Source organism: Microbacterium cremeum (assembly GCF_015277855.1).
GTDB classification, from domain to species: domain Bacteria; phylum Actinomycetota; class Actinomycetes; order Actinomycetales; family Microbacteriaceae; genus Microbacterium; species Microbacterium cremeum.
The window spans coordinates 416343-440784 of record NZ_CP063812.1 but is presented as its reverse complement, the minus strand read 5'-3'; the positions used below and the strand labels follow the sequence as shown (position 1 = coordinate 440784).

Here is a 24442-nt window from a genome sequence, read left to right as displayed (position 1 = left end):
TTCGAAGGAGACTCGTGACGACCCTGTACAACCCGCTCGTCGGCGGCTTCCACCCCGACCCCAGCATCGTCGCGGTGGACGGCGTGTACTACCTCGCGACCTCGACGTTCGAGTACCTGCCCGGCATCCCGATCCACCGGTCGACCGACTTCGAGACGTGGGAGCTCATCGGCCACGTCGCGACGCGGCCCGGGCAGCTGGCGGTCGAGGACGTGCCCACCGGCGGCGGCGCCTGGGCGCCGACGATCCGCCATCATGACGGCGTGTTCCATCTGGTCGTCACCGACGCGATGGGGCGGGGGATGCTGCACTTCACGGCGACGGATGCCGCGGGTCCGTGGAGCGACGGCGACCTGCTGCGCACGGCGGACGGCTCGGGGACGCTCGAGGGCATCGACCCCGACATCGCCTGGGACGCCGAGGGCACGTGCTACGTGACCTTCTCGGGGCTGCAGCTGAGCGGTGCGCTCGACCCGAACCAGCCGGCTCACCTCGGCATCCAGCAGGTGAAGGTCGACCTCGGCGAGCACCGGGCCCTCGAAGAGCCCCGCGCACTGTGGTCGGGCACCGGGCTGATGTTCCCCGAGGCGCCGCATCTCTACGAGGTCGAAGGCTGGTGGTACCTGATGATCGCCGAGGGCGGCACCGAGCGCGGGCACAGCATCTCGATCGCGCGCGCGGCATCCCCCGAGGGGCCGTTCGCCGGAGCGCCCGGCAACCCGCTCGTCTCGGCCCGCTCGACGCCACGCCCGGTCCAGAACACCGGGCACGGCGACCTCGTCGTCGGTCCCGGCGGTCAGTGGCTGTGCGTGCTGCTCGGTGTGCGCCCGCGCAGCGGCACGCGCGCGTTCTCGGCGCTCGGCCGTGAGACGTTCGTCACCCCGGTCACGTGGCACGACGGCTGGCCGGCGATCGACCCTGTGCTGCTCAATCCGCGTCCCGGCACGCGCACCGAGGTGACGTTCTCGCCGGACTCCGGCCTCGACGGCGAGTGGATCGCGGTGCGGGCGCTGCCCTCCGCCCACGCCGATCTCGGCTCCCGGCCCGGATGCCTCGTCCTGCACGCCGACGGCTCGCGCCTCGACGACCTCCGGCCCGTCTTCATCGGACGGCGGCAGGAGCACCTGAACAGCGCGGTCACCGTGCGGATGGACGTCTCGCGCGGAGCCGGCGGCGTCGCGGTCCGCTACGACGAGCGGTTCTCCGTGCAGCTCGAGGCGCGCCAGGGCGAGGTCGTCGCCCGCGCGGCGATCGGCGGCCTCGTGCAGGAGTGGCGGACGCCGTTCGCGGGGTCGGAGCTCGACCTGCACGTGGAGTCGCGCAAGCCCGCGCCCAGCGGCGGCCTCGCGACCACGAGCGACGAGTTCCACCTCGCCGCGACGATCGACGGCGTGCGCACCGAGCTCGCGGTCGTGGACGGGCGCTTCCTGTCGTCGGAGGTGACGGAGTCGTTCACCGGCCGCGTGATCGGCGTCTACGCGGTCGAGGGCGAGGTGGCCGTGTCGAGCTGGGTGGCCGAGGGCGACGACGAGTGACCGCGCGGCGCGCGCGCACACGTCTCAGCGGACGGTGAGGATCACCCGCTGGTAGCTCTTCAACGGCGCGGGGGCGTCGTCGACGGCCTCGGCGATGATGTGGATGGTCGCGCCGGCTGGAGCGTCCGCGGGCACCGACACCACGGCATCCGTCCCCCGCGCCTCCACCGGCACCTCGCCGACGTACGTGCCGGCGTCGTCGTATATCCACCAGCGCACGGTGACGGCGTCGCCGTCGGGATCGGTGACGGATGCCGCGAGCACGACCTGCTCGCCGGGGACGACGTCGCGGTCGATGCCGCCGTCGACCGTCAGCCGGGGGTGGTGGTTGGCCTCGGCGTAGGACGACACCGTCCATTGCAGGCGCGCGGCGAAGTCCGCTTGGACATCGGCGAACCAGCGCACCACGGAGCCCTCGTCGGCGGTGGGGCCGCCGTCCGTCCACTCGGCGCCGCCGGGCCGGAAAGCGGCGTCGACGAGTCCCCACGTGTCGGCCCCGTCGGGGGTCGGCTCGTACCGCCCGCCCCATCCGCCGTACGAGGGATGCTCGTGTGCGCGCAGCCCCGGAACCAGGAGGTTCAGCATGTTCGTGGTGTCGCCCTCGGAGATCCACTCGCCCGCGGGCTGCGGCTCCATCCACACCTGGTATCCCTGTGCCCGCAGCTCGTCGGCCGACAGGCCCGAGAGGTGGAAGTAGTCGGTCGGGTCGCCCGGCACCATCTGCCGCCCGTCACCCCACACGCGGTACAGGGCCCCGAGCGCACCGACGCTCGTGACGTTCTCGCGCAGCCACTCGGCGCTCAGCAGCCGCTGGTCGTCGGGGCGGACGGTCTTGCGGGCCAGGTAGCCCCACGCCAGCGTCGCGACCTCGATCACGCGGATGCCGGGCCAGACGTGCGCGATGTAGTCGTCGTACGTGCCGTCCTGCGAGGCGAACTTCGTGATGACCGCCTTGGCCGACACCGCCGCGTGGACGCTCTCCCACTCAGGGGTGCCGTGGAACCGCTCCTCGACCGACCTGAGCGCCCGGGCGACGGTGCTCGGCCCGGCCCACAGCTGGATGAACACCGGGCCGGGACGGTCGTCGAGCAGCACGTCGGCGATGAGCTGCGACCCCGGGGTCTCTGACGACATGTCGCCTTCGAAGTCGACGTTGCCCTCGCGGACGACCGCCCGGAGGGCTTCCGGCGCGGGGTAGCGCGGATCATGCTGTCGCAGCGTTCCGTACACGTCGCCGTACGCGTCGAGGACATCGTCGATGAAGCGCTCGCCGGGCGCCCACCGCCACGACGTCTGTGGCTCGACGTACTCGCGATCGGGAAGGAAGAAGGTCGTTCCCCGGCCGTCCCCCCGCCAGTGGAACCGGCTGGACGCATAGACGAGCCCGGCGACCTCGACCTCGTTGCTGTACAGCAGGAAGCGGATCATCGAGTTCAGGTCATCGAGCTCAGGGTCGGCGGTCACGATCGTCCGGGGGCGCGGGCTCGTCGACGCGGCGCGCTCGTGCGCGGTCATCGGGTCACCTCCCATGCGGCGGTCGCGGCATCCGTCGCCGTCTGCCACCGGCCGAACTCGGCGAGCTTGAGGTACAGGTCCTCGAACATCAGACGCGTGTCGACCCACGTGTACACGCGCATCGGTCGCGCGCCGGCGACGTCGACGTACCCGCCGTCGTCGCCGATCGCGGGCGTGGGCCGCGCCACGTACCGGCTCGACGCCGGGTCGGGCTCGAAGACCGACTGCAGTGCCGTCAGCAGGACGAGCGGGGAGTCCCCGAGCGCGTAGGTCTCGGCGGCGCCGCCGAGGTACGACGAGACCGCGCGCATGACCTCGGCGACCTCGTCGTAGAGGTAGCGGCCGAGCGGGCCGGCCGTGGCGACGCGCAGGCGCAGCTCGGCGTCCGACACGAGGCACTGCCGGTAGACGTCGCGCGGCACCTGCCAGACCGGGATCGCCGAATCGGCGAAGACGACCTGCGCGGCGGCCACGTCGATGAGGAGGTTGTACTCGATCGGCATCGCACCGGGCGGCGGCACCGCCAGACCCTCGTGTTCGCCGCCGCCGATCCAGACCAGCGTGAGGCGCTCGGCGATCCGCGGCTCTCGAAGCCACGCCGACGCGAGGTCGGTGAGTCCGCCGCCGGCGACGTAGAAGAGCGGGGTGGCGACGTCGTCGCGAAGCGCCTCGGCGATGATCGCGTCGACGGCCGGCGCAGGTCGGGGGGTGGCGCGGTCGCTCAGCGGCTCGTTCGCCCCCTCCACGATCGCGTCGGCCGACTCCAGGCCCATGCGGGCGAAGACGTCGCGCGCGACCGCGGCGGCGTTGGCGGCCTGCTGCTCGCCGGGATCGAACGGATCCCCCGGCCTGAGGTGCGAGGCGACCACCAGCCGCACGTCCACGCTCGGCGACAGCACGTGATGGACGAGCTGGTAGAGGTCGTCGGGATCGCCCGAGAAGTCGTTGTCGACGATGACGCGCGCCCGCGGGGCGCCGATCGGCGGGATGACCTGCCACGGCGTCTCGCCCAGCTTCCAGGTGCGGGCCGCGCGCACGGCCTCGGTTTCGGCCGGTGTCGGCACCCTCGTCATCGCGGCTCCTCCGTTGCAAGCGCCATCTTCGCGAAACTGTACCACCGGTTGACCAATTTCGCCCCGTCACTCTTCTCGCCTCTCGCCCTGAGTTGCACCCGGCGCCGGACGCGGCATCCGTCGCCCCCGACGTTGAGCGGAGGGTGTGGAGGTTGAGAAACCACGCAGAGGTTGAGACACCACCGCTGGGGTGGCTTCTCAACCTACGTGTGGTTTCTCAACCTCAACCGATGCGCCGCAAGCACCCCGAGTTGCACCCGGCGCGGGACGCGGCATCCGTCGCCACCGACGGTGAGCGGAGAGTGTGGAGGTTGAGAAACCACGCAGAGGTTGAGACACCACCGCTGGGGTGGCTTCTCAACCTACGTGTGGTTTCTCAACCTCAACCGGTGCGCCGCGAGCACCCCAAGCACAGAGCACAGAGCACAGAGCACAGCGCACAGAGCCACCCCGAGCACAACTCGCACCGGAGCACGGTCAGCGACCGCCGTGCCGAAACCGCCGGCGAGAGGGCGTCAGCGCCCAGCGGTCACGCGGCCGACTCTGAGGAGAGCCGGGCCGACGCGGTCGCCATGTGGACGGCCATGGCGGAGGCCGCGGCATCCGCGTCCCGGCTCTCCACGGCACGGAACACCGTCTCGTGCTCGTCGATCGCCAGGCGGGCGGCTGCCTCGTCGTGGACCGCCCGGTCTGCGTACACCTGCAGCAGCGACCGCACCACGTGCAGCATGTCGACGAGGGTGTCGTTGCCGGCGGCCGCCGCGAGCGCGTTGTGGAATTCGGCGTCGGCGTGGGCGAACGCCTTCAGATCGGCGACGGATGCCGACATCCGGCGCAGCGAGGCCGCCAGCTCAGCGATGTCACCGTCGGTCGCCCGGCCGGCGGCGAGTCGGGCGACGTAGATCTCCAGGCCCGAGCGCAGCTCGAGCAGCTCCTCGGTGTTCTTCTTGCCGATGAGCAGGCCCCACCGCAGCGTCTGCGGCAGCAGGTCGCTCGCGGTGCCGCGGAGGTAGGTCCCCGAGCCCGGCCGTACGTCGACGATGCCGAGGATCTCGAGCGCGGCGAGCGCCTCGCGCACGGCGGAGCGGCCGACACCCAGTGTGGCGGCGAGCTGGCGTTCGGGAGGCAGGCGGGTGCCGGCGTCGAGCGAGCCGCCCGTGAAGAGGTCCATGAGCCGCCGGGCGACTTCCGACACCGGGGTGCCCGCCGGAAGCGCGCCGAGCGCGGCAGTGATCTCGGCGGAGCGGTCATCCGGAAAGGCGGGCACGGGAACAACATACGACAGCCGCCTCGAAGAACAGTGGCAATCGGTCAACCGGTTCTTGCAATTGGTCAACCGGTTTGTCACAATGGTCGGCGGTAACCCCGTACATCTCGATCGCCGTCGACGAGCAGGAGTCAGCGTGGACAGTAAGCAGAGCACCGCCGAAGGGCCCTCGGTCGCCCGGTCGGCGATCCGGAAGGTCTCGATCCGGCTGGTGCCGTTCGTGGCACTGATGTTCTTCATCAACTACCTGGACCGCACCGCGATCGGATTCGCCGCCCCCAACGGCATGAACGACGACCTGGCGCTCAGCGCGGCTCAGTTCGGCTTCGCGTCGGGCGTCTTCTTCATCGGCTACATCCTGCTCGAGGTGCCGTCGAACCTGGCGCTGCACAAGTTCGGCGCCCGGCGCTGGCTCTCGCGCATCATGGTGAGCTGGGGCATCGTCGCGCTGCTGTTCACGTGGGTGCAGAACTTCGAGCAGCTCGTGATCCTGCGCTTCCTGCTCGGCGTCGCGGAGGCCGGCTTCTTCCCCGGCGCGATCCTCTTCCTCAGCCTGTGGGTGCCCGCGCAGTACCGCGGCCGCGTGCTGATGCTCTTCTACCTGGCGCAGCCGCTCACCACCGTCGTCGGCGCCCCGCTGGCGGGGTGGCTGATCCAGCAGCACGAGGTGTTCTTCGGGCTCGAGGGCTGGCGCTTCATGTTCTTCGGCGTCGCGATCCCCGCGATCGTGGTCGGCGTCATCGCGTGGTTCTACCTCAAGGACAAGCCCGCCGACGCGAAGTGGCTCACCCGCGACGAGCAGGTGTGGCTGACCGATGCGCTCGACCGTGAGAAGGCGGCTACGCAGCAGCAGGAGCACGGCCACGTCTCGGCCCGCTTCGCGTTCCAGAGCGGCCGCGTGTGGGTGCTCTCCTTCATCTACTTCGGCTTCATCTACGGCCTCTACGCCCTGGCGTTCTTCCTCCCCACGATCATCGAGGGCTTCCAGGAGCAGACCGGCCAGACCTTCGACACCCTTCAGAAGGGCCTGATCACCGCGATCCCGTACCTCCCGGCCGCGATCGTCATGTACTTCTGGTCGCGGGATGCCTCGAAGCGAGGCCTCAAGACGTGGCACATCGCCGTTCCCGCCATCGCCGGTGCCGTCAGCATCCCGCTCGCGCTGTTCGCCGGCTCGCCGGCCGCCACGATCGCCGTCATCACGGTCACGGCGTGCGCGATCTTCGCGGCGCTGCCGAACTTCTGGACGTTGCCGACGCGCTTCCTCACCGGCGCCGCCGCAGCCGCGGGCGTCGCGCTCATCAACACGATCGGCAACCTCGCCGGCTTCTCGGCCCCGTACGTGACGGGCGCGGTGCACGACTGGACCGGCGGGTACGAGATCCCGATGTTCATCGTGGGGTTCTTCATGCTGCTCTCGGCCGTGCTGATGGTGCTGCTGGCTCGCAGCAGCCGCATCAGCCCGGTGGACGTGGCAGAGGTCACGCCGCCGTCGCAGGTCGCTGTCGCCGTGAAGGACGTGCGATGACCCGACTGTGGAACGACCCCGCCGACTTCGCCGACGAGATGATCGCTGGCTTCGTCGCGGCGAACGGGCGCTCTGTGCGGCGCGTGACCGGTGGGGTGGTGCGCAGCACGACCTCCCCGGCCGGTCAGGTCGCGGTCGTCGTGGGCGGCGGCTCGGGCCACTATCCGGCGTTCGCGGGACTCGTGGGGCCGGGCCTCGCGCACGGCGCCGCGATGGGCAACCTGTTCGCGTCGCCGTCGGCGCAGCAGGTGTACGCGGTCGCGAAGGCCGCCGACAACGGCGGCGGCGTGTTCCTCACCTACGGCAACTACGCAGGCGACGTGCTCAACTTCGATGCCGCGCAGGAGCGGCTTCGCGCCGAGGGTGTGGCGTGCGAGACCGTCACGGTGACCGATGACGTGATGTCGGCGGCCGCCGGTGAGCGGCACAAGCGCCGCGGCATCGCGGGCGACCTCGCGGTGTTCCGCACCGCCGCCGCCGCCGCCGAGGCGGAGTACGACCTGGCCGAGGTCGCGCGGGTGGCGCGGTTGGCGAACGACCGTACGCGGTCGTTCGGGGTCGCGTTCAGCGGCTGCACGCTGCCCGGCGCGGAGCGGCCGCTGTTCACGGTGCCCGAGGGGCGCATGGCGATCGGTCTCGGCATCCACGGCGAGCCGGGTGTCGACGAGACCGGCATCCCGACGGCCGACGAGCTGGCCGAGCTGCTGGTGGAGAAGCTGCTCGCCGAGGTGCCCGAGGGGGTCGACGCGGTCCGGGGGGCCCGCGTCGTCCCGATCCTCAACGGGCTGGGCTCGCTGAAGTACGAGGAGATGTTCGTCGTCTACCGGCGTATCGCCGAGCTCCTCACTGATGCGGGTGTCGAGATCGTCGACCCGCACGTGGGCGAGTACTGCACGAGCTTCGACATGGCCGGCACGTCGCTCACGCTGTTCTGGCTCGACGACGAGCTGGCCACCCTGTGGGACACCCCGGTCGACACGCCCGCCTATCGTCGCGGCTCGGTCGCGCCCCAGCAGCGCACGACGGATGCCGCGGCCGCCGCCGACGAGGCGGTCGCCGCCATCGAGCCCGGCGACGAGGCCTCCCGCGCCGCCGCGCGGACCGTGCTCGCCGCGGTGCGCACGATCGCCGAGACCGTCGACACGCACGTCGACGAGCTGGGCCGGATCGACGCGATCGCCGGCGACGGCGACCACGGCATCGGCATGCAGCGCGGCTCGCACGCCGCCCTTCACGCCGCGACCGCCGCCGTCGACGCCGGCGCGGGCGCACGGACCACGCTCGCGTACGCGGCCGACGCGTGGAGCGACAGGGCCGGCGGCACGTCGGGAGCCCTGTGGGGCGTCATCCTGAACGCGGTCGCGTCGAAGCTCGGCGACGAGGGTTGCCCCGATGCGGCGGCCGTCGCCGCCGGCGTGGCCGCGGGTTCCCGCGGCGTCATGGACTACGGCAAGGCAAAGGTCGGCGACAAGACGCTCGTCGACGCGCTGGTGCCGTTCAGCTCGACCCTCACCCAGGCCGTCGACGCCGGCGCCGGTCTCACCGACGCGTGGCAGACGGCAGCGGATGCCGCGACCCGCGCCGCTCACGCGACCGCCGACCTGCTGCCCCGCATGGGCCGTGCCCGCACGCACGGGCAGAACAGCGTGGGCACGCCCGACCCGGGCGCGATCTCGCTCGCGCTCATCGTGACCGCCGTGGCCGAGACCCTCGCCGCGGACACCCAGACGAAGGAGCACGCGAATGGCACAGCCTGAGAACGCCCAGCCGCTGCGGATCGTGGTCGGCGCCGACGACGCCGGCTTCGACTACAAGGAGATCCTCAAGAAGGACCTCGAGAACAACCCCGGCGTGGTCGAGGTCATCGACGTCGGCGTGAACGCCGATGGCCACACCCCGTACCCGAAGGTCGCGATCGAGGCCGCCCAGCGCGTCGCCGCGGGCGACGCCGACCGTGCCCTGCTCATCTGCGGCACGGGCCTGGGCGTCGCGATCGCGGCGAACAAGGTGCCCGGCATCCGCGCCGTCACCGCGCACGACTCGTTCTCGGTCGAGCGCGGCGTGCTGTCGAACAACGCCCAGGTGCTCACCATGGGCCAGCGGGTCGTGGGCATCGAGCTCGCCCGGCGCCTGGTGCGCGAGTGGCTGACCTACCGCTTCGACACGAGCTCGGCATCCGCCGGCAAGGTCGCCGTGATCGACGAGTTCGAGACCACGGGCTCCTGCTGATGTCCGCGCAGGTCACGGTCGGGGTGAGCCTGAAGACGTACTTCGGGCATGAGCGGGCGCGCGCGTGGTTCGCCGAGGTCGCGCAGCGCGCCGCCGCGCACCCCGCCGTGACCTCGGGGGCCGTCCGCCTCTTCGTGATCCCCACGTACCTGCAGATCCTGCCCGCGCTCAGCGCGTTCGCCGGCACGCCGGTGCTCGTCGGCGCGCAGGACGTCTCGGAGTTCGCACCCGGCGCCTACACCGGCGAGATCGCCGCGGCCGAACTCGCCGAGATCGGCGTCGCGCTCGCCGAGATCGGCCACGCCGAACGCCGCCGGCTGTTCGGCGAGACCGACGAGGTCACCGCCCGCAAGGCCGCCGCCGCGCTCTCCCACGGCCTCACGCCGGTGCTGTGCCTCGGCGAGCCGGAACGGATGGACGCGCAGGATGCCGCGGCCGCGGCCGTCGCGCAGCTCGAGGCCGATCTGCACGGCGCCCCCGAAGGCGCAATCATCGCCGCGTACGAGCCGGTGTGGACGATCGGCGCCTCTGAGCCCGCGCCCGCCGAGCACCTCCTCGCCGTCACGCGGGCGCTCACCCAGCGGCTCGCCACCGACCCCGCCCGCACAGGGAGCGTCGTCATCTACGGCGGCTCCGCCGGCCCGGGCCTGCTCACCGCTCTCGGCGACGCCGTCGACGGGCTGTTCCTCGGCCGCTTCGCGCACGACCCCGACGCCCTCGTCGCCGTGCTGGACGAGGCATCCGCCCTCGCCCATCGGTCGTCGACCGGGGAGCGCCGTGCCGAGGCGTCCGTTCACGTTTCGGCTCGCTTCGCGGTTCCTGCGCAAGGGAACGCCGGCGACCGCGTCGAAGGGCGCTCCACGACCGAGCGCAGCGCCGGAGGCCTCCCGTGATCGGCCTCGGCACGTACGCCTTCTTCTGGCAGCACTCCGACGAGGTGCCGGACCCGCTGTCGCTGGTCGGCGCGTTCGAGGCGACGAAGGCGCTGGGCGTCGACCTGTTCCAGATCTGCGACTACGCGCCGCTCGAGTCGATGAGCGATGCCGAGCTGACGGATGCCGCGGCCGCCGCACGCGACCTCGGCCTCACGATCGAGCTCGGCACCAAGGGCATCGAGCCCGCACGGCTCGCGCGCTTCGTCGAGCTGGCCGGCGTCTTCCGCGCCCCGCTCGTGCGCAGCATGCTGTACTCGCCCGAGACGCGCCCGTCTCTCGCCCAGGCCGAGGAATGGCTACGGGCCGCACTGCCGGCGTTCGAGGCATCCGGAGTCGACCTCGCCCTCGAGACGTACGAGCAGGTCGCGACCGACGACCTCGTCGGCCTGATCGAGCGCATCGGCAGCGACCGTCTCGGCGTGTGCCTGGACCCGGCGAACGTCGTCGCGCGCCTCGAGCGTCCTCGCGACTGCGTCGAGGCGACCGCGGCCCACGTGAAGAACATCCACGTCAAGGACTTCGCCTTCGCCCGACAGGCCGGCTGGGTCGGCTTCACCTACGGCGGCGCGCCGATGGGCGAGGGCCTGCACGACTATCCGCACCTGCTCGAGACCGTCCGCCCGCGCGAGCGCGGGATCAACGAGGTCGTCGAGCACTGGCTCTCCTGGCAGGGAGACGCCGAGACCACCATCCGAACCGAGCGGGAATGGACCCGCCGCACCGTCGACTACTTGAGGAGCACATCATGAGCACGACGACCACCATCCCTTCGACGAACTCGGAGACCTACAAGATCGCCGTCATCGGCGCAGGCGGCAAGATGGGCATGCGCGTGTCGAACAACCTCGCGCGCACCGCTCACACCGTCTGGTACGTCGAGAACTCGCCCGCCGGCCGAGAGCGCACGATCGACGCGGGCCGGGAGCTGACGGATGCCGCGACCGCCGTCGCCGACGCCGACATCGTCGTGCTGGCCGTGCCCGACCTCGCCCTCGCGTCGGTCACCGCGGAGCTCGTGCCGCAGCTGAAGCCGGGCGCGATCGTGCTGACGCTCGACCCGGCCGCCGCGTACGCCGGCCTGCTGACCACGCGCGAGGACGTCATCCAGGCGGTCGCGCACCCCTGCCACCCGTCGATCTTCCTGCAGCGCCAGACGCCCGAGGAGTGGGCCGACACGTTCGGCGGCATCGCCGCACCGCAGGACGCGATCGCCGCGATCGAGTCCGACGACGCGGCCAAGCAGGCGATCGTCGAGGCCACCGTCCGCGCCATCTACGCGCCCGTCATCGACGTGCACTGGGTGACGATCAAGCAGCTCGCGCAGCTCGAGCCGACCCTCGTCGAGACCGTCGCCTGCATGATCGGCGCGCTGCTGAACGAGGCGCTGCAGGAGGCCGTGAACACCATGGGCGTTCCCGAGGCGGCGGCCCGCAGCATCCTGTACGGCCACACGCAGGTTGCGCTCGCCAACGGACTGCGCGGCGACAACCCGTTCTCGGACGCCTGCCTGATTGCCATGGACTACGGGCGTGAGAGCATCATCAAGGAGGACTGGAAGAAGATCTTCCGCGACGACGAGCTCGACAAGAACCTCGCCCGCATGCTGCACCTCGACAGGATCGAGCGCTGAAATGGCACAACTCGAAGGCAAGACCGCGCTCATCACGGGCGCGGCGCTGGGCATCGGGCTGGCGGTCGCCCAGCGATTCGCCCGTGAGGGCGCACGCGTGATCCTCGCCGACCGCAACGGCGAAGGGGCCGTGGCGGCCGCGGCCGAGATCGGCGAGAACGCTCGCGCGGTGACGATGGACATCTCGGACGAGGATGCCGTCGCCGCTGCCTTCGCCGAGGTCGAGGCTGCCGGCTGGGCGCCGGACGTCGTCGTGGCCAACGCCGGCGTGCAGCTGTTCGGCCAGGACGCGCCCGCAGCCGACCTCGACCTCGACGTGTGGCGGCGGACGATCGACATCAACCTCACCGGGACGTTCCTGACCGTCAAGCACGCGGTGCGCTCGATGCTGCCCCGCGACGGCGGGTCGATCATCCTCACGGGTTCACCCACCGGCGTGAACGGCGAGGGCAAGGACTTCACCGCGTACAGCGCGTCGAAGGCCGGCATCCACGGCCTCACCCGCACCGTCGCCGCGGCATATGCGTCGCGCGGCATCCGCGTGAACACCGTGCAGCCCGCCTACACCGAGACCCCGCTCGTCGCAGCGATCAGCGAGGACCCCGAGTCGCGCGCCGCCATCATCGGCCGCATTCCACTCGGCCGCGCCGGCACGCCCGACGACGTCGCAGGAATCATGGTGTACCTCGCAAGCGACGACGGCGCCTTCGCGACCGGCGCGCTTTTCTCCGTCGACGGCGGCATGACCTCCCTCTGACCCCTCCCGGTCGCTCCCGGCCCCCGGGCCCGGCTCTCGGTCCTCGGGCCTCGGTCCCGGCCACGGGCTCGCGACCCTCCGGGCCCCGCCCTCGGCCCTGGGCCCGGCTCTCGGCCCTCCGATCCCGGCCCCTGGGGCCCCCTCCGGCCCTGGGCCCCGACCCCGGGCCCCGGCCCCTGGGGCCCCTCCGGCCCTGGGCCCCGACCCCGGGCCCCGACGCGATCACCCTCCCGCGAGAGTGCACCTGGTGGACGAGAGCAAGGGTGGTTCCCACACCCTCGTCCACCAGATGCACCCTCGGCGAAGGGGCACGGCGAAGGGGCACGGCGAAGGGGCGCGGCGAAGGGGCGCGGCGAAGGGGGGTGCCGCGGGGACGGATGCCGGGGCCTGCGGCGAAGGGGATGCCCGAGCAAGGATGGACACATGACCGAGCAATGGTGGGACGACAGCGTCCGGGAGTGGCGCAGCGGCCGATGGTCGCTCGAGCTCCGCGACGACGAATTCGCCGACATCGCGTACGACGGCCGCGTCGTGCTGCGGTCGGTCCGCGCCGTCATCCGCGACCGCAACTGGGACACCGCGAGCCTCATCGTCGACCGGATCGACTCGTCCGACCTGGCGCTGACCCTTCATACGCATTCCGAGGGGCTCGGATCCGACCTGCGTGGGATCGTGCGGGCCGAGGTGCGGGGTCCGGGACGCCTGCGGCTGGTGACCGACCTCGAGTCGGTCACCGCCTTCGAGACGAATCGCACGGGCCTGGTCGTGCTTCATCCGCCCGCGCTCGCGGACACGGAGCTCGACATCCGCCACTCCGGCGACGCGGTCGAGCACTCGCGGTTCCCCGCGCGCATCAGCCCGCACCAGCCTGCGTTCGACATCGCCGGCCTGTCGTGGTCGCACGACGGCCTCGACGTCGAGGTGCGCTTCGCGGGCGACGTGTTCGAGATGGAGGACCAGCGCAACTGGACGGATGCCTCGTACAAGACGTACAGCCGTCCGCTCGCGCTCCTCTTCCCCTACCCGCTGGCCCCGGGTGAGCGGGTCGTCCAGTCGATCGACGTCTCGGTGTCCGGCATTCCCGCTACCCGAGCCGACGATCCGGTCACCCGCATCCGCCTCGCGGAGGGACCGGCGATGCCGGCGATCGCGGTGTCATCGTCCACGGCGCCCGACCCCGCGCCCCCCACGTTCGACGCCGCGCGACGCACCGGATCCTGGCCCGCCGCGGTGCTGGTGGAGCTCGACCTCGCAACGCGCAATTGGCGCGCCGCACTCGGCCGGGCCGCGGCATCCGCTCTCCCCCTCGACGTGCGGTTCGTGCTCGCCGACGACGATCCCACCGGCATCGACGACGCCGTCTTCGCGCTGCGCGACCTGCCGGTCGCGCGGGTCACCGCGTTCTGGCCGACCGGGCCCGCGCGCCACGTGTCGGACCTCGAGGCGATCGGGCTGCTGCGCCACGCCCTGACCGAGGCAGGCGTGGACGCGCTGATCGTCGGCGGCGTCCGCTCGCACTTCACCGAGCTCAATCGCGAGCACCACCGCCTGCCGCGGCGGCTCGACGGCCTGGTCTTCAGCAGCACGCCCCTCTTCCACAGTCTGAGCACGGCGCAGTTGGTCGAGTCCCTGCCGATGCAGCGGCTCGTCGCGACTCAGGCGGTCGAGCTGGCGGGCGGTCCGCCCGTGCACATCGGCCCGATCTCGCTGCGCCCGCACTTCAACGACGTGGCGACGACTCCGCCGCCGATGCCCGCGCACGACGACCTGCGCAACGGCTACGGCCCGGCGCTCCTCGACGCCGTCGACCCGCGCCAGTCGGCTCCCGAGCTGGCGGCGTGGACGGTGGCGAGCGCGGCGGCCTTCGCGGTGCCTGGAGTCGCGACGCTCGCGTACTTCGAGGAGTGGGGGGCACGTGGCATCCGCTCGTCCGACGGCTCAGCCCGGCCGGTGCTCGACGCCGTCATGGCCCTCGCCGCGCTCTCGGGCGCGCCGGGCCTGCGCGGTGACTCGCCCGACGGCCTCGTGTGGGCACTCGGCGCGCGCACAGCTGACGGCGACGCCGTGCTGGTCGCCAACCTCGATCGCCGCGAGCGCCGAGTCGAGATCGAGGTGCCGGGCGCAGAGCCTCGCATCGCGGACGTGCCGCCCGGCTCGTTCCTGCGCCTCTGACCGGGCGCCCCCACGTTCACTGGATCCGGAAACCGGATGCCCCTCCGTTCGCCGGATCCGGAAACCGGACCGCGGTCGCCTTTCCGGAGTCCGGGACGCCCTCAGCTCCGGAAAACGTCAGCACCTCCGGTTTCCGGATCCGAAAACCCGCGCCTCCCCTTCGCCGGATCCGGAAACCGGATGCCCCTCCGTTCGCCGGATCCGGAAACCGGACCGCGGTCGCCTTTCCGGAGTCCGGGACGCCCTCAGCTCCGGAAAACGTCAGCACCTCCGGTTTCCGGATCCGAAAACCCGCGCCTCTCCTTCGCCGGATCCGGCAACCGGACTTCCCTCCCTCTCCGGGCCGGAAACCGGATGCCCCTCCGTTCGCCGGATCCGGAAACCGGACCGCGGTCGCCTTTCCGGAGTCCGGGACGCCCTCAACTCCGGAAAACGTCAGCATCTCCGGTTTCCGGATCCGAAATTCGTAGCGCCGCGCCACCCGCGGTCACCCGATCTCGCGGCGCCCTTTCGGGCGACGGATGCAACACCCCACCCCCGCACCCCGCGTCGCCACCCCCGCACCCCACACCGCGCCCCACACCCCGCGGCGCCTGCCCCGCACCCCGCGGCGCGTCGCCACCCCCGCACCCCGGCGCCACCACCCCCGCACCCGCACCCCGCGGCGCTGCCCGCGTCTGCGCGGCCCCGAGTCAGGCGTCGACGCGGGTGATGCGCAGCGCGATCGCCTCGCCCTCGGGCAGGTCGACCGGCGCCGACGTGCGGTCGTACGCGTCGTTGCGCTGCACATCGTCGAGCATGAAGACGCGGCCGACCGGAGTCACGGTCATGTTCCACGTGTCGATCACCTCGACCTCGAACCGGTCGCCGGGCTCGGGCCGCTCGCCCGGCACGCCGATGGGCAGCCGGAACGCCCACGTCGCGGGAGCGCTGCGGCCGAGATACTGCACGTAGAGACGGCGGGGGATGCCGGCGGCATAGGCCGGGTCGTCCCACTTGTCGATGGGGTCGAGGCCGGGGCCGTCGACGTCCTCGAGGATGCGCCGCAGGAACGCCAGCCGGGCGGGGGAATCGCCGCGCAGCGGTCCGCCCTCGACCATATGCAGGCTGCCCGACTCGGTGACGAAGCTCTCGCCGTGCGAGGCGTAGCATCCGGCCACGGTCGTGATCCAGAACTGGTGCACGAGCTGCTCGGCGTCGAGATGTCCCCAGCGGTCGGGGATGTCGCCCTCGTACTTGATCTCGTCGAGCACGACGGGCTTGCCGTAGACGTCGCGGTAGAGGTTGGCGCGGCCGAAGTCGGTCGTCGCCGACCCGTTCTGGATCGACGCGTGGGTGATCCAGGGCTGGTTGTTGTCGTGCAGCTCGATCCAGTTGTGGATCGACCGCAGGTGGTCGTAGGGGTCGATCTCGGCGAGCAGCGCGCCGGTGCGGTCCCAGCGCTCGGCCGGGCGCTCCAGCTGGTCGAACTCGTTGCACAGCGACCACCACACGTGCGGGTACGCGGCCAGGCGCGCGACGAGGTAGCGCAGGTAGATCGCGTCCTCTTGTTCGGTGAGCTCGTTCAGACCGAACTGCCCTCGGTCGTAGGCGTTGTAGATCAGCACGTCGGCCTGGATGCCGCGGTCGCCGAGCACCTCGACCGCACGGTCGAGCCGCTGGAAGAACGCCGGCACGGGCTTCGTGACGTCCCATCTCCCGCCCGTGCGCTCGAACGGCAGGAGGTCGGGGACGTGCTCGATGTAGCCGCCGCCCTGCGGAAAGACCATGAAGCGGAACTTGTTGAACCCCGCCTCGGCGATCGCGTCGACGGTCGACGAGTAGAGCGGCTCGTTCTGGTGCAGCCAGTTGTACGCGGTCGTGCCGACGGGGCGGAACGGCGTGCCGTCGGCGTGCGCGAAGTGGAAGCGGTGCGCGACGCGCACCGGTCCGTGGTCGGCTCCGCGCACGACCTCGACCTCTCCGGTCGCGCCGTCGAGCGCGGTGTGCTCGCTCTCGCTGGTCCACGTCCAGCGGCCCTCGAGGTCGGGCGCGAAGCGCGCACGATAGGTCGTGCCGCCGTCCCAGAACCCCGGCACCACGCGTTCGGATGCGGATGCCCCGTGCCGCACGCGCACCGTGAGCGGCGCGCGGTCGGCGGGAAGGGCGTCGGTGCCTTCGAACGTCAGCTCGAGCGGGCGGTACAGCGCGTGCGGCTGCGGGTGCGACACGTGGTTTCTCCTTCGATGTCGTGTCCAGCGAGTGGGATGGCGGGGGCAGAACCGGCGAACGGCAGCGTCAGGCGCGCCGCGAGCTCTCGCGCACGACGAGCTCGGGCTCGTACACGCGCTGCGGATCGTTCGCCGAGCCGTGCTCGATGGCCTCGAAGAGCAGGTCGACCGCGGCGGCTCCGAAGCCCTCGTGTCGCGCTCGGACGCTCGTGAGCGGGATCAGCGATGCATCGGCGAACTCGTTGTCGTCGTAGCCGACGAGGGCGATATCGCGCGGCACCGAGACGCCGCCGGCGACGAGGGACTGCAGGATGCCGAGGGCCAGCACGTCGTTCGCCGCGAAGACGCCGTCGGGCCGCTCCCCGGCGGAACGTCGCGCGAGCTCGGCGCCGACGGCGCGGCCGGCCGCGATCGAGCGCTCCTCGACCTCGATCACCTCGAGCGCCGGGGCCGCCTCCCGGGCGCCGGCGAGACGGTCGGCCACCTGCTGCACGGGCAGCGGACCGCCGACGAACGCGAGGCTGCGGCATCCGTTCTCGATGAGGTGGCGGGCCGCCTGCCGGCCGCCCGAGACGTCGTCGATCGAGACCGACGGCTGCTCGGCGCGGCGGGCGCGGCGTCCGACGAGCACCGAGGGCGTGCCACGGTCGCGCATCGCGGAGAGCCGGTCTTCGATCGGCGCGAACGAGGCGACCAGCAGCCCACGCACCTGCCGCTGCTCGAACGCCTCGAGGTACGCGTTCTCGCGGTCATGGTCGCCGTGCGAGTGGGCGAAGAACACGGTCATGCCGAGGCGCTCGGCGCGGCGCTCGACCTCTTCGGCGATCTCGCTGAAGTGCGGGTTGCTGACGTCGGGCGACAGGTAGCCGATCAGGGTGCTGACGCCCAGGCGCAGCTGTCGTCCGGCGATGCTCGGCACGAACCCGAGCTCGTCGATGGCCTCGGCGATGCGGCGTGCCCGCGCGACAGAGACGCGGTCGGGGTGGTTGAGATACGCCGACACCGTGCCGACGGCGACTCCCGCGCGCTCGGCGACCTGGCGGATGCCCGGCCGCTGGCTGCTCGAACCGCTCTGCCGCGCCACGTCAGCGCCAGTCGTGCTCGGCGGCGAACCCGAGGCGCTCGCGGATCTTGCGCGTCGACATGAGCGACTCGTACTCGCCGAGGTCGTCGGCGATCGGCGTGCCGGGGAACCAGCGCTCCGCGACCTCGCGCGACGGAGCCGCGACACCCGACTCGGGTGCGGCGACGTTGTAGACCTCGTACCCCGGCGCGGCGTGAGCGAGCGCCAGCGCGACCGCCTGGGCCCCGTCGCGCGCGTCGATCCACGAGCCGATCAGGTCACGTCGGTAGCCGGGCTCGGCGGCGCGCTCGAACGTCGCGTACTCGTCGGCTCCGACGACGTTGGTGAATCGCAGCGCGGTGATCGACGTCTCGGGGGTCCACCGCACCAGCTGCGCGGCGATCGCCTCCTCGGCGACCTTGCCGAGTCCGTACGTGTTGTTGGCGCTCGTGTAGGTCTCGTCGACAGGGAGCGCGAGCGGGGCCTCGTCGAAGGGGAAGCCCATCGCGGTGATGCTCGAGGCGAGCACGATGGTGCGGATGCCCGCGCGGTGGGCGGCGAACAGCGCGTTGAACGACACGGTGATGTTGTTGTGGAAGGTCGCGGCATCCGGAACCAGTCCGTTCACCGGGATCGCCGCCAGATGCACGAGCGCATCGAGGCCGTCGTGGCGGGCGGTCACCGAGAGGAACGCGTCGAGGGTCTGCCCGAAGTCGGTGAGATCGACACGCGTGAAGCCGGCTCCCGGCGTGCCGGCGAGGTCGAACCCGATCACGTCGTGGCCGTCGACCCGCAGTCGCTCGACCGTCGCACGGCCGAGCTTGCCGCCGCTTCCCGTGACGCCGATCCTCATGCCGCCCTTTCTCCGGCCTTCGCTTCCGTGCGGTGAAGCCGTCCCGTAAGCTTACTTGAAACGTTTCGAAATGCGAAGGAGCCCGCATGTCCGTCATCGTCGACGCGCCTCGGATCGAACACCACCGCGAACCCCTGGGGATCGGCGAACGGATGCCGCGGCTGTCGTGGATCGTGAGCTCCGCGCCGACGGGCTGGCGGCAGGCCGCCTACCGCGTCGACGTCGAACGCGACGGCGCGACGGAGTCCTTCGAGGTCGAGAGCGATGAGCAGGTGCTGGTCGACTGGCCCGCCGCACCGCTGGGCTCGCGCGAGATCGCGACGGTGCGGATCGCGGTGCGAGGCGCCGACGGCACGTGGTCCGAGGCATCCGTCCCCACCGCTGTCGAGACGGGACTGCTCGAGCCGTCGGACTGGATCGCGAGGCCCGTCGGAGCGACGCGTAACGAGAACCCGCAGTCGGATGAGCGGCGGCCGTCGCTCGTGCGTCGCGAGTTCGAGGTGCGCGACGACCTCGTGCGGGCGCGGCTCTACGCCACGGCGCACGGCTTGTACGAGGCCGAGCTCAACGGCGAGCGCGTCGGCGACGACACGCTCTCGCCCGGATGGACCGTGTACGGTCCGCGCCTGCGGTACTACACGTACGACGTGACCGACCTGGTGCGGCCGGGCGCCAACGCGATCGGCGCGTGGCTCGGCGACGGCTGGTACCGCGGCCGGCTGGGCTGGCGCGGCGGGTTCCGCAACGTGTACGGCACCGACCAGTCGTTCCTCGGCCAGCTCGAGCTGACCTATGCCGACGGCACGCGCGAGGTCGTCGCGACCGACCACACGTGGCGCACCGCCGCGAGCCCCATCCTGCACAGCGGCATCTACGACGGCGAGGACTACGACGCCCGCGAGGAGCAGCCGGGCTGGTCGACGCCGGGCTTCGACGAGACCGGGTGGGAGATCGCCCAGGAGCGACACCGCGACCCGGCCACGCTCGTCGCACCCACGGCTCCCCCGGTGCGCTGCACCGAGGAGCTGCGCCCCGTCGAGGTGCTCACCGGCCCGAGCGGCTCGCGCATCCTCGACTTCGGCCAGAACCTCGTCGGCCGCGTGCGCCTCCGGGTCTCGGGCGAGGCGGGGACGACGGTGAGGCTCCGCACCGCCGAGGTGATGCAGGACGGCGAGATCTACACGCGCCCGCTGCGCGCCGCGCGCTCGGCCGACAACTACACGCTCGCCGGGCGCGACATCGAGGAGTGGGAGCCGCGCTTCACCTTCCACGGCTTCCGCTACGTCGAGGTGTCGGGCTGGCCCGGCGACCTCGACGCCGATATCGCCGCGGGAGCACTCGTCGCGCGGGTGTACCACACGGATCTGGAGCGCACCGGCTGGTTCGAGTCGTCCGATCCCGCGCTCAACCGCCTGCACCAGAACGTGCTGTGGGGCATGCGCGGCAACTTCGTCGACATCCCCACCGACTGCCCGCAGCGCGACGAACGCGTCGGCTGGACCGGCGACATCCAGGTGTTCGGCCCGACCGCCGCGACGCTGTACGACGTCTCGGGAATGCTCGCCGGATGGCTGCGCGACGTCGAGATCGAGCAGCTGCCCGACGGCACCGTGCCCTGGTACGTGCCGGTCATCCCCGCCGACAGGATGTGGACCCCGCTGCGGCCGGGAGCCGCGTGGGGCGACGTCGCCACCCTGCTGCCGTGGACGCTGTACGAGCGGTTCGGCGACACCGGCGTGCTGCGCGCGCAGTTCGACAGCGCGCGACGCTGGGTCGACCTGATCGAGCGCATCTCGGGACCCTCGCGACTGTGGAACACCGGTTTCCAGCTGGGCGACTGGCTCGACCCGGCTGCTCCTCCGAACGACCCTGCCGATGCCCGCACCGACCGCTACCTCGTGGCCACCGCGTACTTCGCGAAGTCCGCGCGCACCGTCGCCCGCATGGCGGAGGCGCTGGGCTGGGATGCCGAGGCTGCGCGGTACGACACGCTCGCCGACGAGGTGGCCGCCGCCTTCACGGCCGAGTACGTGAACGACGACGGCACCATGACCAGCGACGCGCAGACGGCGTACGCCCTCGGCCTGCAGTTCGACCTCCTCACCGATCCGAAGATGCGGGATGCCGCGGCATCCCGTCTCGCGCAGCTCGTGCACGAGGCCGGCAACCGCATCGCGACCGGGTTCGTCGGGACGCCTCTCGTGTCGGACGCGCTCAGCGCGAACGGGCACATCGATGCGGCGTACGACCTGCTTCTGGAGCGCGAGTGCCCGTCGTGGCTCTACCAGGTGGAGCAGGGCGCGACCACGGTGTGGGAGCGCTGGGACTCGCTGCTGCCGGACGGCACGGTGAACCCGGGCCAGATGACCTCTTTCAACCACTACGCCCTGGGCGCGGTCGCGGACTGGATGCACCGGGTGATCGCGGGGCTCGCTCCGGCATCATCTGGGTATCGGCGGATCCGCTTCGCGCCGCGGCCGGGCGGCGGATTGACGTCGGCTTCGGCTCGGCAGTTGACCCCGTATGGAGAGGCTGCGATCGCGTGGCAGATCGAGGGCGGGACGCTCGAAGTCGAGGTGCGAGTACCGGTCGGGGTCGAGGCGGTGCTGGATCTCGAGGGCGCTGACGAGGAGACGCTGGGCAGCGGCATCCATTCGCGGACGGTGCCGCTTTCGAGCTGACATCCACGCGACCCCGCCTCAGCCCCCGCTCGTTGAGGAGCGGGGAGGGGAGTCAGGGGAGGAAGTTCTGTCGCGCCAGCGGCGCGACTTCCAGTTGCGCGGCTTCCGCTCGCGCGACCCAGCGCAACTCCTCGATCTCCGCCGCGATCACCGGCAGCTGATCCCCGATATCGGCCTCGAAGACGTCCGCCACCACCACGAATCCGGGCTCGTTGGCTGCCGCCGCGGTGAACGATCCGAGCGGGCGCAGGTCCGCAGCATCCACCGACAATCCCAGCTCTTCATACAGCTCGCGGCTCAACGTCTCAGCCGGGGTCTCGTGGGGCTCAGGCTTGCCCCCGGGCTGCATGAATGCCGTTGTGCCGGTCTTGCGCACCAGCAACAGCTCGTCGCGGTCGTTCACGATGACCGCGGCAGACACGCGGATGCTGCGCGCGCGAGCCGGCGCCGCGTTCGAGGTGCTCACGAAGGCACGCTAGCAGTGAAGCGGCGAAGCCGCCCGGCGTAGAATCACGTGTGCTTCCCAACTCCCCCGCGCCCTCCGCTTTGCCGCCGAGCGGCATCGACCCGGACGATCTGGCGACCACCTTGCGGGTGCTCGGCAGCGTGTCCAGTGTCGACGAGACGCACCCCGATTACATCGCCGTGCGTCGTGCGACCGCCGCGATGTTCAAGGCCGTGAAGAAGGAGCGCCGTCGCGAGATCCGTGAGGCGATCGCCGCCGCCGACCGCGCGGTCGTCGCGGCCACGGCCACCGGCGCGCCCGACCGCATCGACGACGAGACGCGCGGCATCCCCATCTCGAGCTCGACAACCGCTCGAACCGCGGGAACCTTGCTCAAGCCGCGCGCCTGCTACATCTGCAAGCAGCCCTACACGGTCGTCGACGCGTTCTACCACCAGCTCTGCCCCACCTGCGCGGCGATGAGCCATGCGAAGCGCGATGCGCGCACTGACCTCACGGGCAAGCGCGCGCTCCTCACCGGCGGCCGCGCGAAGATCGGCATGTACATCGCGCTCCGGCTGCTGCGCGACGGCGCGCACACGACGATCACCACCCGCTTCCCACGCGATGCGGTGCGCCGCTTCAGCAGCCTGCCCGACGCGCCGGAGTGGATCGACCGGCTCAAGGTCGTCGGCATCGACCTGCGTGACCCGGCGCAGGTGATCGGGTTGGCGGAGGACGTCGCGGCCGCGGGGCCGCTGGACATCCTCATCAACAACGCGACGCAGACCGTGCGCCGCTCGCCCGGCGCGTATCAGCCGCTCGTCGACGCGGAACTGGCTCCGTTGCCGTCTGGCCCACTCCCCGAGCTGGTCACGTTCGGCCACACCAACGACCGCCATCCGCAGGCGCTCGAGCGCTCGGTGACCGCGCACCCGATCCTCGCCGCAGCCGCCGCACGCGCCGACGAACTCACCGAGCAGGCGATGGCCGCGGGCTCGAGCTCACTCGAGCGCCTCGCCGCAGGTACGGCGATCGACGCCGGTGGGCTCATCCCCGATCTCGACCGCACGAACTCGTGGGTGCAGAGCGTCGACGAGGTCGATCCGCTCGAGATGCTCGAGGTGCAGCTCGCGAACACCACCGCGCCATTCCTGCTTGTCTCGAAGCTGCGCAGGTCGCTGGCGGCGAGCCCGGCGCGGCGCACCTACGTGGTGAACGTGAGCGCGATGGAGGGTGTGTTCAATCGCGGCTACAAGGGTCCGGGGCATCCGCATACCAACATGGCCAAGGCGGCCGTCAACATGCTGACGCGCACGAGCGCGCGCGAGCTATTCGAGACCGACCGCATCCTCATGACGAGCGTCGACACCGGCTGGATCACGGACGAGCGCCCGCACCCGACGAAGGTGCGGCTCGCCGAGGAAGGCTTCCACGCTCCGCTGGACCTCGTCGACGGCGCTGCTCGCGTCTACGACCCGATCGTGCGCGGCGAGGCCGGAGAGGACCTGTTCGGCATCTTCCTCAAGGACTACGCCCCGGGCCAATGGTAAACGGTGATCGAGTAGCGAGGAACGAGCGTATCGAGATCCCCGAGCCCGGTCATCGCGTGGTCGTGCGCTACATCCTGCCGACCGGGCAGGCGACCGACGCTCTCGGTGAGCTTCTGAGCACGGACGCTCAGACCGTCACGGTCGACGGCAAGCGCGGCGTCGAGCGCATCCCTCGTGGCGCGATCATCGCCGCGAAAGAGGTGCCTCCCCCGCCCGCCCCTCGCCCTCGACGCAACTCATCGTCCCCGGCGTGAATCTCGCTCCCGGTCGTTGAGCGACCGCGATCGAGCTGAATGACGGGCCAGATGGCATCCCATACCAAGCTCGACCGCACGTAGAAACCTCCGACGATTCGTCAACGAGACGAGGAAGTACCTGCAAGTCCGGCGTTCAGTCCTCGGAACCGTCGCGGGTACCGCCGGCGCGTGAGCGGTTCACCCGCCCGTGAAGGCCACGGTGAACAGCTCGTACCCGGCCTCACGGCAAGCATCGACAAGCTCCGCCGAGCTGTACCACTCGCTGGTCCCGATGTCGGTCGGACCGGTTCCGCCTGCGGGAATGGCCGGCGCGCCCTGCTTCAGCGCCGCGATCGCGTCACTCACGGCGCCTTCGCCTCTCGTGGGCACCCGATCCAGCACACGCGTGGCGAGCTGGAGCCACCCGGTGTACTCCTGCCGGATCATTCGGCCCTCACGCAGGCCCGTCTCGGCGTTGAACAGGATGGTCGACACGTCGACGAACGCCTCGCACGACTGCTCGTCCGTAACCTCCGCCGAGACGACGACGGGACCGGGGGCGGCCGTCACGGTTACCGTTGCAGCCGGCGTGGGGTCGGCCTGCACCGTCGGCGCGGCGCACCCTGAACCGCCTGCACCGATCGCAACGAGCCCGACGATGACGGCAAGGCGGGTCACCAGAGGGTGCACTCGAGCGCTACGCATGGACTGAAGCATAGGGGGCATTCTCTCCGGCTCTGGCGCCGCCCGTGAACGTCTG

The 24442-nt window shown here is 71.4% G+C and carries 20 protein-coding genes; 12 read left to right on the top strand and 8 right to left on the bottom strand.

Features of this window, described 5'->3' with window-relative positions; translation table 11 throughout:
• Nucleotides 1-14 precede the first annotated feature (14 nt).
• Nucleotides 15-1535, top strand: a complete 1521-nt coding sequence (locus tag IM778_RS01925) for a glycoside hydrolase family 43 protein (protein ID WP_194410434.1) — start codon at nucleotides 15-17, stop codon at nucleotides 1533-1535.
• Between the two features lie 24 nt (nucleotides 1536-1559).
• Here IM778_RS01925 and IM778_RS01920 read toward each other — a convergent pair whose 3' ends face one another.
• The 3 genes from IM778_RS01920 to IM778_RS01910 all read right to left on the bottom strand — a co-directional run bounded on the left by IM778_RS01920 (nucleotide 1560) and on the right by IM778_RS01910 (nucleotide 5390).
• Nucleotides 1560-3050, bottom strand: coding sequence for a DUF1593 domain-containing protein (locus IM778_RS01920; RefSeq protein ID WP_194410433.1), 1491 nt, complete (start codon nucleotides 3048-3050; stop codon nucleotides 1560-1562).
• Nucleotides 3047-4123, bottom strand: a complete 1077-nt coding sequence (locus IM778_RS01915) for a nucleoside hydrolase (RefSeq protein ID WP_194410432.1) — start codon at nucleotides 4121-4123, stop codon at nucleotides 3047-3049. Before IM778_RS01915 ends, IM778_RS01920 begins: the two co-directional genes overlap by 4 nt.
• 529 nt (nucleotides 4124-4652) lie before the next feature.
• Entirely contained in the window at nucleotides 4653-5390 is a 738-nt protein-coding gene (locus IM778_RS01910) for a FadR/GntR family transcriptional regulator (RefSeq protein WP_194410431.1), read from the bottom strand.
• A gap of 136 nt (nucleotides 5391-5526) precedes the next feature.
• Here IM778_RS01910 and IM778_RS01905 point away from each other — a divergent pair, with 136 nt between their 5' ends.
• The 8 genes from IM778_RS01905 (at nucleotide 5527) to IM778_RS01870 (ending at nucleotide 14641) form a co-directional block, all read left to right on the top strand.
• On the top strand, nucleotides 5527-6918 hold the full coding sequence (locus IM778_RS01905; RefSeq protein ID WP_194410430.1) for an MFS transporter: 1392 nt from the start codon (nucleotides 5527-5529) through the stop codon (nucleotides 6916-6918).
• Nucleotides 6915-8675, top strand: a complete 1761-nt coding sequence (locus IM778_RS01900) for a dihydroxyacetone kinase family protein (RefSeq protein ID WP_194410429.1) — start codon at nucleotides 6915-6917, stop codon at nucleotides 8673-8675. Before IM778_RS01905 ends, IM778_RS01900 begins: the two co-directional genes overlap by 4 nt.
• Nucleotides 8662-9147 (top strand): ribose-5-phosphate isomerase, encoded by a 486-nt coding sequence (locus IM778_RS01895; protein ID WP_194410428.1) that lies wholly within the window; start codon nucleotides 8662-8664, stop codon nucleotides 9145-9147. The genes IM778_RS01900 and IM778_RS01895 overlap by 14 nt, the downstream gene beginning before the upstream one ends.
• Nucleotides 9147-10040, top strand: coding sequence for a triose-phosphate isomerase (locus tag IM778_RS01890; RefSeq protein ID WP_194410427.1), 894 nt, complete (start codon nucleotides 9147-9149; stop codon nucleotides 10038-10040). Before IM778_RS01895 ends, IM778_RS01890 begins: the two co-directional genes overlap by 1 nt.
• The gene (locus IM778_RS01885) at nucleotides 10037-10831 is read left to right on the top strand and encodes a sugar phosphate isomerase/epimerase family protein (RefSeq protein ID WP_194410425.1); all 795 of its coding nucleotides are present in this window, start codon (nucleotides 10037-10039) and stop codon (nucleotides 10829-10831) included. The genes IM778_RS01890 and IM778_RS01885 overlap by 4 nt, the downstream gene beginning before the upstream one ends.
• Nucleotides 10828-11712, top strand: a complete 885-nt coding sequence (locus IM778_RS01880) for a phosphogluconate dehydrogenase C-terminal domain-containing protein (RefSeq protein WP_194410423.1) — start codon at nucleotides 10828-10830, stop codon at nucleotides 11710-11712. The genes IM778_RS01885 and IM778_RS01880 overlap by 4 nt, the downstream gene beginning before the upstream one ends.
• Nucleotide 11713: 1 nt before the next feature.
• A complete protein-coding gene (locus IM778_RS01875) occupies nucleotides 11714-12469 on the top strand; it encodes an SDR family NAD(P)-dependent oxidoreductase (RefSeq protein ID WP_194410421.1) in 756 nt (251 codons plus the stop codon).
• Between the two features lie 423 nt (nucleotides 12470-12892).
• Nucleotides 12893-14641: a D-apionate lactonase family protein gene (locus IM778_RS01870; RefSeq protein WP_194410419.1), complete on the top strand. Its 1749-nt coding sequence runs from the start codon at nucleotides 12893-12895 to the stop codon at nucleotides 14639-14641.
• 692 nt (nucleotides 14642-15333) lie between these two features.
• Here IM778_RS01870 and IM778_RS01865 read toward each other — a convergent pair.
• The 3 genes from IM778_RS01865 to IM778_RS01855 all read right to left on the bottom strand — a co-directional run bounded on the left by IM778_RS01865 (nucleotide 15334) and on the right by IM778_RS01855 (nucleotide 18767).
• Nucleotides 15334-16851 carry an apiosidase-like domain-containing protein gene (locus IM778_RS01865; protein WP_194410417.1) on the bottom strand — a complete coding sequence of 506 codons (1518 nt, stop codon included), beginning with the start codon at nucleotides 16849-16851 and terminating at the stop codon, nucleotides 15334-15336.
• A 67-nt stretch (nucleotides 16852-16918) separates the two neighbouring features.
• Nucleotides 16919-17935: a LacI family DNA-binding transcriptional regulator gene (locus IM778_RS01860; protein ID WP_194410416.1), complete on the bottom strand. Its 1017-nt coding sequence runs from the start codon at nucleotides 17933-17935 to the stop codon at nucleotides 16919-16921.
• Between the two features lies 1 nt (nucleotide 17936).
• Nucleotides 17937-18767, bottom strand: a complete 831-nt coding sequence (locus IM778_RS01855) for an NAD-dependent epimerase/dehydratase family protein (RefSeq protein WP_194410414.1) — start codon at nucleotides 18765-18767, stop codon at nucleotides 17937-17939.
• Nucleotides 18768-18853: 86 nt separating this feature from the next.
• On the opposite strand from IM778_RS01855, the gene IM778_RS01850 reads away from it, so the two are divergent.
• Nucleotides 18854-21448 carry an alpha-L-rhamnosidase gene (locus tag IM778_RS01850; protein WP_194410412.1) on the top strand — a complete coding sequence of 865 codons (2595 nt, stop codon included), beginning with the start codon at nucleotides 18854-18856 and terminating at the stop codon, nucleotides 21446-21448.
• A gap of 52 nt (nucleotides 21449-21500) precedes the next feature.
• Here IM778_RS01850 and IM778_RS01845 read toward each other — a convergent pair whose 3' ends face one another.
• Complete coding sequence (locus IM778_RS01845) at nucleotides 21501-21914, bottom strand: NUDIX hydrolase (RefSeq protein WP_228484695.1); 414 nt, start codon at nucleotides 21912-21914, stop codon at nucleotides 21501-21503.
• Between the two features lie 50 nt (nucleotides 21915-21964).
• Between IM778_RS01845 and IM778_RS01840 the strand changes: the two genes are divergently transcribed.
• Both IM778_RS01840 and IM778_RS17955 read left to right on the top strand, forming a co-directional pair.
• Entirely contained in the window at nucleotides 21965-23446 is a 1482-nt protein-coding gene (locus IM778_RS01840; protein ID WP_194410410.1) for an SDR family oxidoreductase, read from the top strand.
• Nucleotides 23440-23700 (top strand): putative acetyltransferase, encoded by a 261-nt coding sequence (locus IM778_RS17955; RefSeq protein ID WP_420488842.1) that lies wholly within the window; start codon nucleotides 23440-23442, stop codon nucleotides 23698-23700. Before IM778_RS01840 ends, IM778_RS17955 begins: the two co-directional genes overlap by 7 nt.
• A gap of 180 nt (nucleotides 23701-23880) precedes the next feature.
• On the opposite strand, the gene IM778_RS01835 is transcribed toward IM778_RS17955, so the two are convergent.
• Complete coding sequence (locus tag IM778_RS01835) at nucleotides 23881-24387, bottom strand: hypothetical protein (protein WP_194410408.1); 507 nt, start codon at nucleotides 24385-24387, stop codon at nucleotides 23881-23883.
• Between the last annotated feature and the right edge of the window lie 55 nt (nucleotides 24388-24442).